The organism is Bacillus sp. SRB_331, from assembly GCF_003264175.1.
Classification (GTDB): domain Bacteria; phylum Bacillota; class Bacilli; order Bacillales; family Bacillaceae_G; genus Bacillus_A; species Bacillus_A mycoides.
The window spans coordinates 1-15,539 of record NZ_NADV01000069.1; the positions used below are offsets into that span (position 1 = coordinate 1).

At 37.0% G+C, this 15,539-nt stretch carries 14 protein-coding genes and 2 riboswitches; of the genes, 11 read left to right on the forward strand and 3 right to left on the reverse strand.

Annotated elements, in window-relative coordinates:
• Positions 1–190: 190 nt before the first annotated feature.
• The 4 genes from tsaE to tsaD are packed head-to-tail and all read left to right on the forward strand — an operon-like array spanning position 191 to position 2,810.
• Positions 191–664: a tRNA (adenosine(37)-N6)-threonylcarbamoyltransferase complex ATPase subunit type 1 TsaE gene (gene tsaE, locus B5P42_RS29965; RefSeq protein WP_016101417.1), complete on the forward strand. Its 474-nt coding sequence runs from the start codon at positions 191–193 to the stop codon at positions 662–664.
• Positions 645–1,337: a tRNA (adenosine(37)-N6)-threonylcarbamoyltransferase complex dimerization subunit type 1 TsaB gene (gene tsaB / locus B5P42_RS29970; protein WP_113735938.1), complete on the forward strand. Its 693-nt coding sequence runs from the start codon at positions 645–647 to the stop codon at positions 1,335–1,337. Before tsaE ends, tsaB begins: the two co-directional genes overlap by 20 nt.
• Positions 1,338–1,350: 13 nt before the next feature.
• Positions 1,351–1,794: a ribosomal protein S18-alanine N-acetyltransferase gene (rimI, locus tag B5P42_RS29975; protein ID WP_002063534.1), complete on the forward strand. Its 444-nt coding sequence runs from the start codon at positions 1,351–1,353 to the stop codon at positions 1,792–1,794.
• Positions 1,794–2,810 (forward strand): tRNA (adenosine(37)-N6)-threonylcarbamoyltransferase complex transferase subunit TsaD, encoded by a 1,017-nt coding sequence (gene tsaD, locus B5P42_RS29980; protein WP_002009991.1) that lies wholly within the window; start codon positions 1,794–1,796, stop codon positions 2,808–2,810. The genes rimI and tsaD overlap by 1 nt, the downstream gene beginning before the upstream one ends.
• Positions 2,811–3,222: 412 nt before the next feature.
• Here tsaD and B5P42_RS29985 read toward each other — a convergent pair whose 3' ends face one another.
• Complete coding sequence (locus B5P42_RS29985) at positions 3,223–5,145, reverse strand: ABC-F family ATP-binding cassette domain-containing protein (protein ID WP_220089409.1); 1,923 nt, start codon at positions 5,143–5,145, stop codon at positions 3,223–3,225.
• A 187-nt stretch (positions 5,146–5,332) separates the two neighbouring features.
• On the opposite strand from B5P42_RS29985, the gene B5P42_RS29990 reads away from it, so the two are divergent.
• Positions 5,333–5,962 carry a redox-sensing transcriptional repressor Rex gene (locus B5P42_RS29990; protein ID WP_000372704.1) on the forward strand — a complete coding sequence of 210 codons (630 nt, stop codon included), beginning with the start codon at positions 5,333–5,335 and terminating at the stop codon, positions 5,960–5,962.
• A gap of 29 nt (positions 5,963–5,991) precedes the next feature.
• Here B5P42_RS29990 and B5P42_RS29995 read toward each other — a convergent pair whose 3' ends face one another.
• Positions 5,992–6,183 carry a YdiK family protein gene (locus B5P42_RS29995; RefSeq protein ID WP_001246201.1) on the reverse strand — a complete coding sequence of 64 codons (192 nt, stop codon included), beginning with the start codon at positions 6,181–6,183 and terminating at the stop codon, positions 5,992–5,994.
• Complete coding sequence (locus tag B5P42_RS30000) at positions 6,180–6,929, reverse strand: CPBP family intramembrane glutamic endopeptidase (protein ID WP_044440795.1); 750 nt, start codon at positions 6,927–6,929, stop codon at positions 6,180–6,182. Before B5P42_RS30000 ends, B5P42_RS29995 begins: the two co-directional genes overlap by 4 nt.
• A gap of 402 nt (positions 6,930–7,331) precedes the next feature.
• Here B5P42_RS30000 and groES point away from each other — a divergent pair, with 402 nt between their 5' ends.
• The 6 genes from groES (at position 7,332) to B5P42_RS30030 (ending at position 15,280) form a co-directional block, all read left to right on the forward strand.
• Positions 7,332–7,616: a co-chaperone GroES gene (gene groES / locus B5P42_RS30005; protein WP_002009985.1), complete on the forward strand. Its 285-nt coding sequence runs from the start codon at positions 7,332–7,334 to the stop codon at positions 7,614–7,616.
• Between the two features lie 37 nt (positions 7,617–7,653).
• Complete coding sequence (gene groL / locus B5P42_RS30010) at positions 7,654–9,288, forward strand: chaperonin GroEL (RefSeq protein WP_088034007.1); 1,635 nt, start codon at positions 7,654–7,656, stop codon at positions 9,286–9,288.
• Between the two features lie 139 nt (positions 9,289–9,427).
• A riboswitch (purine riboswitch) is annotated at positions 9,428–9,529 on the forward strand.
• Between the two features lie 165 nt (positions 9,530–9,694).
• On the forward strand, positions 9,695–11,233 hold the full coding sequence (gene guaA / locus B5P42_RS30015) for a glutamine-hydrolyzing GMP synthase (RefSeq protein WP_131248060.1): 1,539 nt from the start codon (positions 9,695–9,697) through the stop codon (positions 11,231–11,233).
• 155 nt (positions 11,234–11,388) lie between these two features.
• Positions 11,389–11,490, forward strand: a riboswitch (purine riboswitch).
• A 128-nt stretch (positions 11,491–11,618) separates the two neighbouring features.
• Positions 11,619–12,944, forward strand: coding sequence for an NCS2 family permease (locus B5P42_RS30020; RefSeq protein WP_002091603.1), 1,326 nt, complete (start codon positions 11,619–11,621; stop codon positions 12,942–12,944).
• A 145-nt stretch (positions 12,945–13,089) separates the two neighbouring features.
• Positions 13,090–13,791, forward strand: coding sequence for a response regulator transcription factor (locus tag B5P42_RS30025; protein ID WP_113735940.1), 702 nt, complete (start codon positions 13,090–13,092; stop codon positions 13,789–13,791).
• Positions 13,775–15,280 carry a sensor histidine kinase gene (locus B5P42_RS30030; RefSeq protein ID WP_002124847.1) on the forward strand — a complete coding sequence of 502 codons (1,506 nt, stop codon included), beginning with the start codon at positions 13,775–13,777 and terminating at the stop codon, positions 15,278–15,280. Before B5P42_RS30025 ends, B5P42_RS30030 begins: the two co-directional genes overlap by 17 nt.
• Positions 15,281–15,539: the final 259 nt, after the last annotated feature.

Here is a 15,539-nt window from a genome sequence, read left to right on the forward strand (position 1 = left end):
CCGGTCGGGACCGCCATTTTATATAAAGAAAAGAACGAAACAAGTTGTTTCGTATTTTTTTATTTGTTTTAACAAAAAACTAATAAAGACAGTCAAACTATCCTTAGGAAAACTCCTAAGGACTTTTTTATATATTTAAAACCTGTATAATAAAGAGCAGAGAACATTGTGAGTAAAGTAGGTGAAGTCTGTGAGTAAATATGAAATAACAACAAAATCTTCCGAAGAAACCCAGCGATTATCAGAAAAATTAGGGAGACTTGTAAAGGAAAAAGATGTAATTATTTTAGAAGGTGATCTTGGAGCTGGCAAGACGACTTTTACAAAAGGACTAGCAAAAGGTCTTGGAGTGAAAAGAGTCGTAAATAGTCCTACCTTCAATATTATTAAAGAATATAAAGGAAGATTACCGCTATATCATATGGATGTGTATCGTTTAGCGGAAAGTGAAGAAGATTTAGGATTTGATGAGTATTTCTATGGTGAAGGGATTACAGTAGTAGAATGGGCTCATTTAATAGAAGTATATTTACCGAATGAGAAGTTGCAAATTAGTTTATTCCATGCTGGAGATGATACAAGAAAAATTGTACTCGAGCCAATTGGAGATCGCTATATTAGATTATGTGAGGAGCTATTACAAGATGAAAGTACTAGCAATTGATACTTCAAATTACGTAATGGGTGTATCCCTTATTGAGGAAGGGAACGTGATTGGGGAAATCATTACAAATTTAACAAAAAACCATTCTGTACGTCTTATGCCAGCTGTAGAGAAACTGTTAAAAGAATGCGGTGTAAAACCGAAAGAATTGACTAAAATTGTTGTAGCAGCTGGACCGGGATCATATACAGGTGTTCGTATAGGTGTGACAGCGGCAAAAACATTAGCTTGGTCACTTCAAATACCAATTGTAGGTGTATCAAGTTTGGAAGTGGTGGCTGCAAATGGTACTAATTTTAATGGACTAATTTGTCCTTTATTTGATGGCCGACGTGGTCAAATTTACACGGGGTTATATACATATGAAGGAGAGCGTATAACTTCAATAGAAGAAGACCGAATTATTCTTATTGTTGACTGGTTGCAAATGTTAAAAGATAAAGAACAGCCTGTTTTATTTATTGGTAACGATGTTAAATTGCATAAAGAAACAATTGTAGAATATTTAGGTGATCAAGCTGTATTTGCTTCGTTCACTAAGAATAACCCAAGACCAAGTGAATTAGCATGTTTAGGATTACAAAAAGAAGAACAAGACGTGCATACGTTTGTTCCTAGCTATCTTCGCTTAGCTGAAGCTGAAACAAAATGGTTAGAAAGTCAAAAACAATAGGGGCCTACAGAAGATGGATATGATATTTAGAAAGATGGCACTCGATGATATTGCTCAAATTGTAGCTATTGAAGAAGCATCTTTTTCAACCCCTTGGACTGCAGATGCCTTTCACCGTGAATTAGAGGTGAATGAACATGCACATTATGTCGTGCTAGAAAAAGATGGTCTCGTAATTGGATATTGTGGATTGTGGATAATTATTGATGAATCACATGTAACAAATATAGCTATCCTGCCGGAATACAGAGGTCAAAAGCTAGGGGATGCCTTATTGAAAGAAGTCATTTCCGAAGCGAAAGGGTTAGGAGTAAAAACAATGACACTTGAAGTACGCATGTCAAATGAAGTAGCAAAGCAGTTATACAGAAAATACGGATTTCAAAATGGTGGGATTCGTAAACGATACTATGCAGACAATCAGGAAGATGGTCTTGTAATGTGGGTGAATATATAATGGAAAAAAATACAATTATACTTGGTATTGAAACAAGCTGTGATGAAACAGCTGTAGCAGTTGTTAAAAATGGAACGGAAATCATTGCGAATGTCGTTGCATCGCAAATTGAAAGTCATAAGCGTTTTGGCGGAGTAGTACCAGAGATTGCATCCCGTCATCATGTAGAAGAAATCACAGTTGTGTTAGAAGAAGCTTTAAAAGAAGCGAATATCACTTTTGAGGATATTGATGCAATTGCTGTAACAGAAGGCCCAGGTTTAGTCGGAGCACTTTTAATAGGTGTAAATGCAGCGAAAGCTGTGGCTTTTGCTCATGATATCCCTCTAGTTGGTGTTCATCATATTGCTGGTCATATTTATGCGAATCGTTTAGTAAAAGAAGTACAATTCCCGTTACTATCGCTTGTTGTATCCGGTGGACATACGGAGCTTGTTTATATGAAAGAACATGGTTCATTTGAAGTGATTGGTGAAACGCGAGATGATGCGGCAGGAGAAGCTTACGATAAAGTAGCTCGTACATTATCAATGCCTTATCCAGGTGGTCCTCATATTGATCGCCTTGCGCATGAAGGAAAACCAACAATTGATTTGCCTCGTGCGTGGCTAGAACCTGATTCGTATGATTTCAGCTTTAGTGGATTGAAATCAGCAGTTATCAACACTGTGCATAACGCAAAACAGCGCGGTATAGAAATTGCACCAGAAGATTTAGCAGCAAGTTTCCAAGAAAGTGTAATAGATGTACTTGTAACGAAAGCGTCTCGTGCAGCAGATGCTTATAATGTAAAACAAGTGCTTCTTGCTGGTGGAGTAGCTGCTAATAAAGGGCTTCGTGCACGTTTAGCAGCAGAATTTGCACAAAAAGAAAATATAGAGCTAATTATTCCTCCTCTATCTTTATGCACAGATAATGCAGCGATGATTGCGGCTGCAGGTACAATTGCATACGAACAAGGAAAACGCGCTACATTAGCTTTAAATGCAAATCCAGGATTAGATATTGAAGCATAGTTATACACAAAATTAACCACAGCTTGTGGATAAAACCCAAATTATCTGTTGATAATTTGGGTTTTTTTGTGTACATAAAATGTGTATAACTTTTTATTCAGTTGTGGATAATGTGGAAAAGTTATTTGGAAGTTTATATTATAAAGGTGGATATGTGCATAACCTTGTGGATAACATAGAGGAAGTCTGACCTTTGAAGAAATTCTTTTTTGGGAAATAAAAAACAAGGAGATGCCAAAAAAAAATTTGAAACATCCTCCACTTATTATATAAGGTGCTACTATTGTCAATCCTTGTCGAATCGGTTATATAATTTTATTTACTATGGTATTGATTCCAAAAAAGAAGATAAAAAGGAGGTCATCTCGTCAAAAAGCCCGACTTATGAGACAGCCTCCTCTTTTAAATTCTCTTATATATGCAGTTCTTCCCATTCTGCCATACAAGCTTCAAGCTGTTCTTGCAGTGTTTGCTTTTTAGTTGTAATTTCACTAGCCTTTTCATAATCTGCATATATTTCTGGTAAGCAAAGCTGATCTTCTAACGTAGCAATTTCTTCTTCTAAGCCTACGATATTTTGTTCCAGTTCTTCAATCTTTCGAGTACGTTGACGCTCTAGCTGTTTACGTTCTTTTTCTTCGAGATAATTTAATTTTTCTTGTGCCACCACTTTTTGAACAGGTACTTCATCTTCTTGCTCTAGTTCCGCACGTTCAATCATTTCATTTTTCTTTTCAACGTAATAATCGTAATCACCTAAATATTCTTGTGCACCTTCTGTTGATAACTCAACAACGGTTGTCGTTACGCGATTAATAAAGTAGCGGTCATGAGAGACGAATAGAAGAGTACCTGGGTAATCAATTAAAGCATTCTCCAAAATCTCTTTACTATTTAAATCAAGATGGTTTGTTGGCTCATCGAGAATTAATAAATTGGATTTTTGCATCATAAGTTTTGCAAGAGCTAGTCGAGCCTTTTGTCCACCACTAAGAGAAGATACGGGTTTGAGTACATCATCCCCTGTGAATAAAAAGTTACCTAGTATAGTGCGAATTTCTTTTTCGGGCTGCAATGGATATTCATCCCATAATTCATTTAAAACTCGCTTCGAAGATGTTAAGTTGGCTTGTTCTTGATCATAATAACCAACAGATACGTTTGACCCGAAAGCAACGTTTCCATGTAATAGCTGTAACTTATTCACAATGGATTTTAATAATGTAGATTTTCCAATTCCGTTTGGCCCAACTAAGGCAACACTGTCACCGCGAGTTAAGCGCATATTTACATGTTCAATAATCGGTTCCTGATAATAGCCAATGGTTGCATCTTTCACTTGTAAAACATCATTTCCACTTTGTTTTTCAATATCGAAGTGGAAGGAAGCTGATTTAGAATCGCCTAATGGTCTAGTTAATACTTCCATTCTGTCTAATTGTTTACGGCGACTTTGAGCGCGTTTTGTCGTAGATGCACGAGCTATATTTTTTTGTACAAAGTCTTCCAGTTTAGAAATTTCATCTTGTTGTTTTTCATAACGCTTCATTTCTTGCTCGTATAGAGCTGATTTTGAGTCTAAATATTGACTGTAGTTACCAACAAATCGTCGGCTTTCCTTATTAGAAATTTCGTATACTTGTGTAACGAGTTTATCTAAGAAATAACGGTCATGGGAAACGATTAAAATCGCGCCAGGATAGCCTTGTAAATATTGTTCAAGCCATGTTAGTGTCTCAATGTCCAAATGGTTTGTAGGTTCGTCTAAAATAAGTAAGTCTGGTCTAGTTAATAATAATTTCCCAAGAGCTAATCGAGTCTTTTGTCCACCACTTAATGTGGAAATTTTCGTCTGATGCGTTTCAACTGGGAAGCCAAGACCGCTTAAAATTGAGCGTATATCCGCTTCGTACTGATAGCCGCCTTGATCTTTATAATCTAATTGTAATTGGTCATAATCAGCTAATAATTTCTCATATATAGCCGCATTTGAAAAGTTTTCTTCTTTTCCCATCTCTTGCTCTAGCCTTCGAAGTTTTGTCTCCATCTGCTGCAAGTGTGTAAAGACGGTTAACATTTCATCCCAAATTGTTAAAGACGTTTCTAATCCGGTATTTTGAGCTAAATACCCCATTGAGACATCTTTCGGTTTTATAATTTCACCACCATCATGAGATAACTCGCCAGCTATTATTTTTAATAATGTAGATTTTCCAGCTCCATTTCGTCCGACTAATGCGATACGATCTTTTGTTTGTACTTCCAATTTTATGTTTGCAAGAATCGTTTCTGCACCGTATAATTTCGAAAGCCCATTCACTTGTAATAATATCAATGTTTTCACCTCAAATAATTTCTTAACTTTGCCATGTTTATATTTCTCAATCATACTAAAAATAGTGTATAGTTTAAAATAAAGAGAGAATACTTCTTCTCTTTATTATACAAGGAAATTCATGAGTACTAAACTTCTGTATTTGATTCAAGTATAAGAATAAAGATAGGAAGAGAGGAGAGGTTATATGGATCAGCAAAAAATTCCACAGGCCACTGCCAAACGATTGCCTCTATACTATCGATTTATCCAAAACTTATCTCTTTCTGGTAAGCAACGTGTTTCATCAGCCGAATTGAGTGAAGCGGTAAAGGTTGATTCCGCAACTATTCGAAGAGATTTTTCATATTTTGGAGCGTTAGGGAAAAAAGGATATGGATATAACGTAAATTATTTATTATCATTTTTCCGTGAAACACTCGACCAAGATGATATAACACGCGTGGCACTTATTGGAGTAGGTAATTTAGGGACCGCTTTCTTACATTATAATTTCACGAAAAACAATAATACAAAAATTGAAATGGCGTTTGATGTTAGTGAAGAGAAAGTTGGAACAGAAATCGGAGGCATTCCTGTATATCATTTGGATGAACTAGAAGAACGTTTATCAACTGATATACAAGTGGCAATATTAACGGTACCCGCTACAGTAGCGCAATCTGTGGCAGATAGATTGGCAGAAACGAACGTGCATGGTATTTTAAATTTCACACCAGCACGCTTAAATGTGTCAGAGAATATAAGGATTCATCACATTGATTTAGCTGTAGAGTTACAAACACTTGTTTACTTTTTGAAGAATTATCCACAATAAAACGCAGAGGAGATGACCTCTGCGTTTTATTATTGTTTTTTCTTTGTGAATTTAACTAAGATAAGGCGAAGTGCCAAATTAAAATCAATTGTTGCCATAACTGCAAATAGTATTGTCCACATATTCCAGATTGTATCTGTTACGTTCGTAATGGCGAAGCGTGTAAAGATACATCCAAGAAGAAAGTACAATGCAGCCATGAACAATGGTGAGTTTCTCATACTAAAAATCCTCCGATAAAGCCTTGCATTTTTTCAGCTTCTTTAATCATTTCTTGAATTTGCTCATTGCTTACTACAACTTGGGCAACTGCAACTAATGTATTCATTGCAACATGAGCTGCAATAGGAACTATAATTCGTTTCGTTTTTACATATAAAAAGGCGAATACGAGCCCCATAGAAGTGTATACCAATAAGTGAGTAAAATCAAAATGAATCGCCGCGAATACAAGTGAACTAATAATAGCGGCAATAAAGAAGTTAAACTTCTTATAAAGTGTACCGAATAAAATTTTTCTAAATACGATTTCTTCCAAAATAGGTCCTATTATAGATATGACAATAAGGAACCAAGGTGTCGTTCTTGCGATGTCCATAAGTCTTGCTGTATTTTCAGATCCCGGTGTAATCCCTAATAAACGCATTTCGATCATACCGGCAATGCTTTGTGAGAACAGCGCTAAGAAGAAACCAATAAAAATCCACCCAATTGTAGCTGGAACAGTAGAGCGCATTTTATCTAAATGCCTGTCACGAATGTCTGTTCTGAGTAACCAAAGTACAACGCATAATGCAATGAAAAAGCTAATGATAGCCCAATGACCAGTTATGAGCTGAAGTTTTTCATCTCTAGTAAATCCCCTATTATCGTATAGTCCAGTTTTCAGGAGAAGCGGTAACCCGGCAATGCCTGATAACTGCATTAAAATGTATGTAACGATAATCCACCAATATTGTTTCTTCAAATGGTTTAACCATCCTTTCTAACGCTAGTGTATGAGATAAGGTAGGATAACATGTAAATATGCTACCTACGATATAAACTTTCATTTGAATTATATTTTTTTTGTAAATAAGTATTTGAAAATAAAATAGGAGACAGGAAAAAGTTGTACGTTTAGCGAAAACAACTTAGGGTGTCTTTCATATTGTAACATACAAGAAGTGGGAACAACGATTCATATAGTAAAGGCAGTAGAAGAAGTAATGATATCTAGGAAAGTGCATAAAGTAATTTGCGAAAAAATTATGATTTTTTTACTTGCAAAAGAAATTGAGATTATTTATTATTAGAAGTGTGTTAGCACTCGTGTGACTTGAGTGCTAATAAATAAAATTTACATAACAAAATGAGGAGGTTATTGTTCATGCTAAAGCCATTAGGTGATCGCGTTGTAATTGAACTTGTTCAAGCAGAAGAAAAAACAGCAAGTGGTATTGTATTACCAGAAACTGCAAAAGAAAAACCACAAGAGGGTAAAGTTATTGCAGTAGGTACAGGCCGAGTGCTTGAAAATGGTGAGCGTGTTGCTTTAGAGGTAGCAGCAGGTGATCTTATCATCTTCTCAAAATATGCAGGTACTGAAGTGAAATACGAAGGTACAGACTACTTGATTTTACGTGAAAGTGACATTTTAGCAATTATCGGTTAATTATATACATTTTAAAAATCCAAGGGGGTCAATTATTATGGCAAAAGATATTAAATTTAGTGAAGAAGCACGTCGTTCGATGCTTCGCGGTGTCGACACTCTTGCAAACGCAGTAAAAGTAACGCTTGGACCAAAAGGTCGTAACGTTGTACTTGAGAAAAAATTCGGTTCACCACTTATTACAAATGACGGTGTAACAATCGCAAAAGAAATCGAATTAGAAGATGCATTCGAAAACATGGGTGCGAAATTAGTAGCAGAAGTTGCTAGCAAAACAAACGATGTAGCTGGTGACGGAACGACAACTGCAACTGTATTAGCGCAAGCTATGATTCGTGAAGGTCTTAAAAACGTAACAGCTGGTGCAAACCCAATGGGTCTTCGTAAAGGTATCGAAAAAGCTGTTACTGCTGCAATTGAAGAATTAAAAGCGATTTCTAAACCAATCGAAGGTAAATCTTCTATCGCACAAGTAGCTGCTATTTCTTCGGCTGACGAAGAAGTAGGTCAATTAATCGCTGAAGCAATGGAGCGCGTTGGTAACGACGGCGTTATTACTTTAGAAGAATCTAAAGGATTCACAACAGAATTAGACGTAGTAGAAGGTATGCAATTTGATCGTGGATATGCATCTCCTTACATGATTACTGATTCTGACAAAATGGAAGCAGTTCTTGATAACCCATACATTTTAATTACTGACAAAAAGATTTCTAACATTCAAGAAATCTTACCAGTATTAGAGCAAGTGGTACAACAAGGTAAACCACTTCTTATCATTGCTGAAGATGTAGAAGGCGAAGCGTTAGCTACATTAGTAGTGAACAAACTTCGTGGTACATTCAATGTAGTTGCTGTTAAAGCTCCTGGATTTGGTGACCGTCGTAAAGCAATGCTAGAAGATATCGCAATCTTAACTGGTGGCGAAGTAATCACTGAAGAATTAGGACGTGACTTAAAATCTGCTACAGTTGAATCTTTAGGACGCGCTGGTAAAATTGTTGTAACGAAAGAAAACACAACTGTAGTTGAAGGTATTGGAAATTCACAACAAATCGAAGCTCGCATCGGTCAAATCCGCGCGCAATTAGAAGAAACTACTTCTGAATTCGATCGTGAAAAATTACAAGAGCGTCTTGCTAAACTTGCGGGCGGTGTAGCAGTAATTAAAGTAGGTGCAGCAACTGAAACTGAGTTAAAAGAGCGCAAACTTCGCATTGAAGATGCACTTAACTCAACTCGTGCAGCAGTAGAAGAAGGTATCGTTGCAGGTGGTGGTACTTCACTTATGAACGTATACACAAAAGTAGCTTCTATCGAAGCTGAAGGCGACGAAGCAACAGGTATCAACATCGTACTTCGTGCACTAGAAGAGCCAGTTCGTCAAATCGCAATCAACGCTGGTCTAGAAGGATCTGTAGTTGTAGAGCGTCTAAAAGGCGAAAAAGTAGGCGTTGGTTTCAACGCAGCTACTGGCGAATGGGTTAACATGCTTGAGTCTGGTATCGTAGATCCAGCTAAAGTAACTCGTTCTGCACTTCAAAACGCAGCATCTGTTGCAGCTATGTTCTTAACGACTGAAGCTGTAGTTGCTGACAAGCCAGAACCAAATGCACCAGCAATGCCTGACATGGGCGGCATGGGCATGGGCGGTATGGGCGGAATGATGTAATTCCGTTCTCCCGAAAAACATCCACTTCTATATAGAAGTGGATGTTTTTTTATGTTTTTGAGCGCAGGAAAATAATTTCTGTAGAATTTTGTCGCTTTCTCTCTTGACCATACCGATACTTCATTGTTAGAATCTAGGAAGATAATATAAAACAATCCTTCATATATCCTCGATGATATGGTTTGAGAGTCTCTACCGGGTTACCGTAAACAACCTGACTATGAAGGCAGTGCGTCTTATATTTATAAAGAGCGGAAGACTATCTTTCTTTATAAAGCCAGACCCCTGCCTTTTCTTTGTCATGAGACTAGAGGCGGAGGACTGGCTTTTTTTATTATATTAGTAATGCTTTTCGCCAAATTGGTGAAAATATTTATATACGAGAACTAACGTTGGGGTGATTATTTTGAAGAAGCAGCATGATACAATTATCGTTTTAGATTTTGGGAGTCAGTACAATCAGTTAATAGCACGTCGAATTCGTGAGTTCGGTGTATACAGTGAACTTCATCCACATACAATTACTGCAGAAGAAATTAAAGCAATGAATCCAAAAGGGATTATTTTCTCTGGTGGACCAAATAGTGTATACGGTGAAGGCGCATTACATTGTGATGAAAAAATCTTTGAGCTAGGATTACCGATTTTCGGTATCTGTTACGGTATGCAGCTTATGACGCAACACTTCGGTGGTAAAGTAGAACGTGCCAACCACCGGGAGTATGGAAAAGCTGTTCTTAAAGTAGAGAACGAATCAAAATTATATGCGAACCTTCCAGAAGAGCAAGTTGTATGGATGAGCCATGGTGACTTAGTAACTGGTTTACCTGAAGGATTCGTAGTAGATGCAACAAGTGAGTCTTGTCCAATTGCTGGTATGAGCAATGAAGACAAAAACTTATACGGTGTACAATTCCACCCAGAAGTACGTCACTCTGAGCACGGTAACGATTTAATTAAAAACTTCGTATTCGGCGTATGTGGTTGTTCTGAAGGATGGAACATGGAGAACTTTATCGAAGTAGAATTAGAGAAGATCCGTGAAACTGTTGGAGACAAAAAAGTATTATGCGCACTTAGTGGCGGTGTAGACTCTTCTGTTGTAGCAGTATTAATCCATAAAGCCATTGGTGACCAATTAACATGTATTTTCGTGGACCACGGTTTACTTCGTAAAGATGAAGCAGAAGGTGTTATGAAAACATTTAGCGAAGGCTTCCATATGAACGTTATTAAAGTGGATGCACAAGAGCGCTTCATGAACAAGTTAAAAGGTGTAGAAGATCCAGAGCAAAAACGTAAAATCATCGGTAATGAATTCATTTACGTATTTGATGATGAAGCTTCTAAATTACAAGGAATGGACTTCCTAGCGCAAGGTACACTTTACACGGATATCGTTGAAAGTGGTACAGCAACTGCACAAACAATTAAATCTCACCATAACGTTGGTGGACTTCCAGAAGACATGCAGTTCAAATTAATTGAGCCTTTAAATACTTTATTTAAAGACGAAGTACGTGTATTAGGATCAGAACTAGGAATTCCTGATGAAATCGTATGGCGTCAACCGTTCCCAGGTCCAGGACTTGGTATTCGTGTATTAGGTGAAATTACAGAAGAGAAATTAGAAATCGTTCGTGAATCTGATGCAATTTTACGTGAAGAAATTATAAAAGCAGGATTAGACCGTGAAGTTTGGCAATACTTCACTGCGCTTCCTGGTATGCGTAGTGTAGGTGTTATGGGTGACGAGCGTACTTACGATTACACAGTAGGTATTCGTGCAGTAACATCTATCGACGGTATGACAGCTGACTGGGCACGTATCCCTTGGGATGTATTAGAGAAAATCTCTGTACGTATCGTAAACGAAGTAAAACACGTTAACCGTATCGTGTATGATATAACGAGTAAGCCACCAGCAACTATTGAGTGGGAATAGTATTGTAATAAAAAGGATCCATCTATCATTTATGTATAGATGGATCTTTTTGTTTTTACCCTTAATACGAACGAAAATATAAAAATTTATAAAAATGTTCGTTTTTAAATTGACAAAACCACCTCCTCGAGTTAATATGAGTATGTAATTCAAACGAAAAGTGAATATTATGCCGTCGTATAATATCGGGGATATGGCCCGAAAGTTTCTACCTAGCTACCGTAAATGGCTTGACTACGAGGCGTTTTGATAAAGATGAGGGGAAACTTGTCTTTATTCATAGAACGCTTCCATGTATATGCAATGGAAGCCTTTTTTATTTTTATAGATAAAAGAGGGCTAGGGTGAAATACGGCGAGTAATCATATAACGGGGGAAACGTAAGATGAAACGCTATTTTCAGTTTGATGAACTCGGCACAAATTATAAAACAGAGTTCATAGCAGGTTTAACGACATTTCTATCTATGGCTTACGTACTATTTGTCAATCCTGCTACGCTGTCACTTGGAAATGTTAAAGGATTACCGGCAGGTACAGGAATGGATCCAGGTGCAGTATTCGTTGCTACAGCATTAGCAGCGGCGATTGGTTCGTTAATCATGGGGATATTTGCGAAGTATCCGATTGCTTTAGCGCCAGGTATGGGAATAAACGCGTTCTTTGCTTATACAGCGGTGTTAACGATGGGAATTCCGTGGCAAACGGCAATTGCTGGAACATTAATGTCAGGTATTATCTTTATTATTCTTACTGCTTCAGGTATTCGTGAAAAAATCATTAATGCAATTCCAGTAGAGTTAAAGTTTGCAGTAGCGGCGGGTATTGGATTATTCATTGCCTTCCTTGGATTCCAAAACGCTGGAATTATCGTAAAGAATGATGCTGTTCTTGTTGGGTTGGGGGACTTAACAAAGGGCACAACGTTACTAGCAATCTTCGGAGTTGTTACTACAATCATTTTCATGATTAAAAAAATAAATGGTGCAGTTTTCTACGGTATGATCCTTACGGCGATCTTAGGAGTAGCGACTGGATTAATTGATACACCAAAAGCTGTAGTGGGAGCAATACCGAGTCTAGAACCAACGTTCGGGGTAGCGTTAACTCACTTTGGAGACATTTTCACTGTTGAAATGGCGATTGTTATTATAACGTTCTTCTTTATCGATTTCTTTGATACAGCAGGTACGCTTGTAGCGGTTGCGAATCAAGCGGGATTAATGAAGAACAATAAATTACCACGTGCAGGTAAAGCGTTATTTGCAGATGCGATTGCAACTGTAATTGGTGCGATTTTAGGTACATCAACAACAACGTCTTATATTGAATCTTCTGCAGGGGTAGCAGCGGGTGGACGTTCTGGATTTACAGCAGTTGTAACAGCAGGGTTCTTCTTGCTAGCGCTATTCTTCTCACCGCTATTAAGTGTTGTGACACCAGCTGTAACAGCGCCAGCATTAATTATTGTGGGGATCTTGATGGTTTCATCTTTAGGCGAAATTGATTGGAAGAAATTCGAGATTGCAGTACCAGCATTCTTTACTATCATTTCAATGCCACTTACGTATAGTATCGCAACAGGAATTGCAATCGGGTTTATCTTCTATCCAATTACAATGGTTGTGAGTGGTCGTCGTAAAGAGATTCATCCAATTATGTATGTTATGGGAGTTTTATTCGTACTATATTTCATCTACGTTCGTAAATAAAAGGGGTTTTTTGAAAGGTCTAGACTTGAGGGGAGTCTAGACCTTTTTTGCGTCTTCAGAAAATCTTAAGGATTTCCGAGCGTTTTTCTTCAGAAGTTTTCTTATAATAGAAGTTAGGGATTAAAAAAGTGATGGGGGAGATAGTATGGCCGGGGAAACAATACTTGTCGTAGATGATGAAAAAGAAATTAGGAACCTTATTACAATTTATTTAAAGAACGAAGGATATAAAGTACTGCAAGCAGGGGACGGAGAAGAAGGGTTACGTATATTAGAAGAAAATGAAGTGCACTTAGTCGTATTAGATATTATGATGCCGAAAGTAGATGGTATTCATATGTGTATGAAAGTAAGGGAAGCGAAGGAAATGCCGATTATTATGCTTTCGGCAAAAACGCAAGATATGGATAAAATTTTAGGATTAACAACAGGTGCAGATGATTATGTAGCAAAACCGTTTAATCCGTTAGAGTTAATCGCAAGAATTAAATCGCAGCTACGTCGTTATATGAAAATGAATGGCTTTGCTATTCAAAATGAGGACGAGTTAGAAATTGGAGAGATGAAAATAAACATCTCCACTCATGCAGTCATTGTGGATGGAGAAGAAGTGAAGCTGACCCCGAGGGAATTTTCAATTTTAGAATTACTAGTCCGTAATCCGGGGATGGTCTTTAGTGCGGAACAAATTTATGAAAAGGTTTGGAACGAAAGATCTTTCCAGTCGGATAACACGGTAATGGTTCATATTCGGAAAGTGCGTGAAAAGATTGAGGAGAATCCAAGGAAGCCGATATATATAAAAACAGTATGGGGAGTGGGGTATAAGATTGAAAAAGATATTTAATCCATTTACTTATGTTAGGAAAATTCGAGAATTAATTGGAAAGATAGTGAAGAGTGTGAAACGGAGTATACGAATTCAACTTATTACTGCGTTTACTGCTTGTGCGTTGTTAGGGATTTTGTCAGCGAAGGCAGCAGCACCGTTTTTTGAGAATGCGAATCGAGAGGCGACGATCGATTATCGGGTTGGTATGGAACAAATTAATCAACAAGCTCAAAGCGTGGCAAATAGTTCAGTTCATGAAAATAAATTAGAAGCTATATCAACTATGATTGAAATAGAGAATCAAAATTTAGAACAAAACTCTAGAGCTTTAAAAGTATTGGTCACTGACGAGAGCGGTAAAGTTTTATATAAAACGAAGCAGGCGCAAGAAGAGCAAATTGATTTGCATAATACAATTCGTAATGCATCATCGTTTGCGATTAATTATATGAATGGTAGAAAAGAATTTGAAAGTACGAGAAAAGAATTTATAGCTTTTGCACCTATTACAATAGAAGATAAGAATTTATACATGTTTGTTAGTGGGATTCCAGAAGGTGAAGTAATATATGATACGCAAGAAGGACCGTTTCCGTTTTTCATAGGTGTACTTGTATTTATTTTCTCTTTCTTCTATATAACAAAGAGAAAGATGAAGCAAATTGAAGCGATGGCACAAGGTGTAAAGGAAATAGAAAAAGGAAACTTAGCGTACCGTATTGAGAAAAAAGGTGAAGATGAGATTGCGTCTTTAACTGAGAATATTAATAATATGGCGGAAGAGCTTATGAATAATATAGAAAAGGAACGTAAATTAGAGAAGCAAAAGAATGAGCTTATTACGAATGTATCACACGATTTACGTACACCACTGACTTCTATAATGGGTTACTTGCGATTACTTCGAGATTCTAAATATGAAAATAAAGAACAACATGATGAGTATACGAGAATTGCTTTTGCAAAGTCGGAGCAGTTAAAGAATTTAATAGAAGATTTATTTGAGTATACGAAGTTAACGAATGAACAAGTTGTATTAGAAAAACAGGAAGTGTGTGTAAATGAGTTACTTGATCAATTAATAGAAGAGTTAGTACCACAAGCGGAAGAGCATGGGCTTATGTTTGTTAAGAAGTTTCCTGAGGAACGTGCATATGCGATGATTGATTCGGAAAAGATGGTTCGTGTATTCGACAACTTACTAATGAATGCAATTAAGTATAGTAAAGATGACGGAGAGATAAAAGTTTCTCTTCAAAGGCAGCGCAGGAATATACAAATTGTTATTGCGAATCATAGTGAAGAGTTTACGAGAGAAGAGTTAGGGAACTTGTTTGAACGGTTTTATAAGAAAGATCAATCAAGAAGTAGAGTAACAGAAGGTTCGGGGCTCGGATTAGCTATTGCGAAAAGTATTGTTGAGTTGCAAGGTGGTAGTATTCGAGCTGAGTATGAGGACGGGATTGTTCAGTTCATCGTTTCATTACCAATTATAGAAAAATAATAAATGAATAGAATGTTATAGGATAAAAAGGCTTATTTTAAAAGGAATAAGCCTTTTTATATTTTTTTAGAAAAACATATTGACGATTAGAGTTTAGAGGTGTAATATAAAACAAGTCGCCGATAGCAACAACGCAGAAAGCGACAAACGAAATGAAAAACTTAGTTGACATTAACTAACGAAGATGTTAACATAAGGGAGTCGCAAATGAGCGGCAAACAAGTTCTTTGAAAACTGAACGAAACAAACAACGTGAACG